Here is a 1,841-nt window from a genome sequence, read left to right as displayed (position 1 = left end):
ACCGCTTTCCCACAAGGTGCCTCATGCGAGAAACCGTATTTGAGTATATAGAGATAGACTACAATCGAAATCGCCTACACAGCGCCAATGGCTATCTCAGCCCTGAGGCGTTTGAGGAACAACTAGTCGCTTAGTGGTGTGTCCGTTGTTGATGGGTAGGATCAGACGACCGCCTAGCTGTGCATAGTTTGATTGCGGCTATGGCAACTTTAATCTCAAAAGCGGTGAAGGTGGGGAGATGCCAAACCTTACAAGTGCATCGATTCAGCGAGAATCGCCTCTTATCGTAAAAAGCAACAAATGCTATTTTTCAAACTTTATTCCTAACAATATGGAACTTTCATCTCATGGCTATTTGTCAGTTCCTCCGTAAAGCTTAAGCCTCCACTTGGTCATAAACCTATAGATATAACGTTAACTTTTTAAGTGTCAGGACAGCACTGTTGATTTCTACGGTATAGAAAAATCCAGTAAATTCAAGCAGCTGAATACCGAAAGTATTGGCGTATAAAAATTCGTTGTACCCCATAAGGAGACGGCGTAGCCATTACGTGGGTGTTTCAGATTGCATCACTATAAAGTAAAGGAGCTACTGATGAAGACATTAACCCCCATCGCCGCAGCCATGTTAATGGCATTGAGCGTAAATACGAGCGCGAATAATAATACCGCGCTGTTATTTCAGCTTGGAAACGGCAATATGGCCGATGCGGATCAATCAGACCCACCTATTCACAATAATTTAATTGTGCAGACCCAAATTGGGGGGATTAATAACTCAGGGGCATTTCAAACTACCGGCACAAATAATAGTGTGACAATACAATTGCAAACTGGTGAATCAAATTTTGCTCGATCCTTTCAAACAGTTGGCACTTCGCATAGTAGTAGTTTGGCCAATCAAATAGGCTCTTCGAACTCAGCCGTAATTAACCAAGATGGAGCCACTGCAAGCAGTGCATTGATCAATCAAACAGGCTCTTTGCATAGGGGCGCAGTTTTTCAAAGTCCGGCCACAACAAGTAGTGCTTTGCTTAATCAAATAGGCTCTCTACACATGGGTATCGCTACCCAATTTTCAACCACAGAAACTAGCGCTTTGCTTAATCAAGCAGGCTCTATGAATATAGGCTCCACTTTTCAATCTAATACCACGGCAAGTAGAGCTTTGCTTAATCAGGTAGGTTTTTCGCACAACGCTACCATTAGTCAAACTAACGTTACAGCAAGTAGCGCCTTGGTCAATCAAGTAGGATCTATGAATGGTGCAACTATTGCCCAAACGGGCGCTGCTCTCAGCCTTGCTTCAACCACCCAGGTAGGCGGTAATAATATGCATAACACGATCCAAACCGGTACTGGTCAAATCGCTATAGCCGTACAGATAGGTAGCGGCAATATGGGCATGATTACCCAGTAGCAGCTTTCTCCTTCCCCTGGTACGCTCCCTCAAAATTACTGAGGGGTCGTCATGCGCCTATTGCTACTAATCATCCTATCCGCCGCTCTGACCGGCTGTCTTGAAGTAGAAGCCAATTCAGCTAGGTCTGCCGAGGAAGAGGAGATTCTCACCTTCGTGAAGGTGTTAGAGCCATCAGGGCATAAGTTGGTACGTATTATATTCGACAACTCCGCTGATGAAGATAGTAAAGAAAAAGAGCAACTTGATGACCTTGTGGCTATGGGCTGTACCTATGAAGGTGCTAATCCCAAGTATTACTGTCTAGATATCCCCCCCCGAAATTGAGTTTAACGTAGAAACCCACGTCCTACGGACGTGGTCATGAGTGACTGGCTTTGCCTGTTACGAGTGAGGTGGCTCATGTTACACCTAGGTTCGA

3 protein-coding genes are annotated in these 1,841 nt (G+C 44.8%); all 3 read left to right on the top strand.

Annotation, left to right across the window (positions count from 1 at the left end; all coding sequences use genetic code 11):
• Positions 1 to 134, top strand: a 134-nt coding sequence (locus ACCI49_RS24515) for an IS3 family transposase (RefSeq protein WP_371841879.1), incomplete at its 5' end; no start/stop codon positions are given.
• Between the two features lie 461 nt (positions 135 to 595).
• Positions 596 to 1,420 (top strand): hypothetical protein, encoded by an 825-nt coding sequence (locus ACCI49_RS24510; protein WP_371841878.1) that lies wholly within the window; start codon positions 596 to 598, stop codon positions 1,418 to 1,420.
• Between the two features lie 51 nt (positions 1,421 to 1,471).
• The gene (locus ACCI49_RS24505; RefSeq protein ID WP_371841877.1) at positions 1,472 to 1,747 is read left to right on the top strand and encodes a DUF4265 domain-containing protein; all 276 of its coding nucleotides are present in this window, start codon (positions 1,472 to 1,474) and stop codon (positions 1,745 to 1,747) included.
• The last annotated feature ends 94 nt before the right edge of the window (positions 1,748 to 1,841 follow it).

This window comes from Microbulbifer epialgicus, from assembly GCF_041447265.1.
GTDB lineage: Bacteria > Pseudomonadota > Gammaproteobacteria > Pseudomonadales > Cellvibrionaceae > Microbulbifer > Microbulbifer epialgicus.
This window is presented reverse-complemented; position numbering and strand designations above follow the sequence as displayed.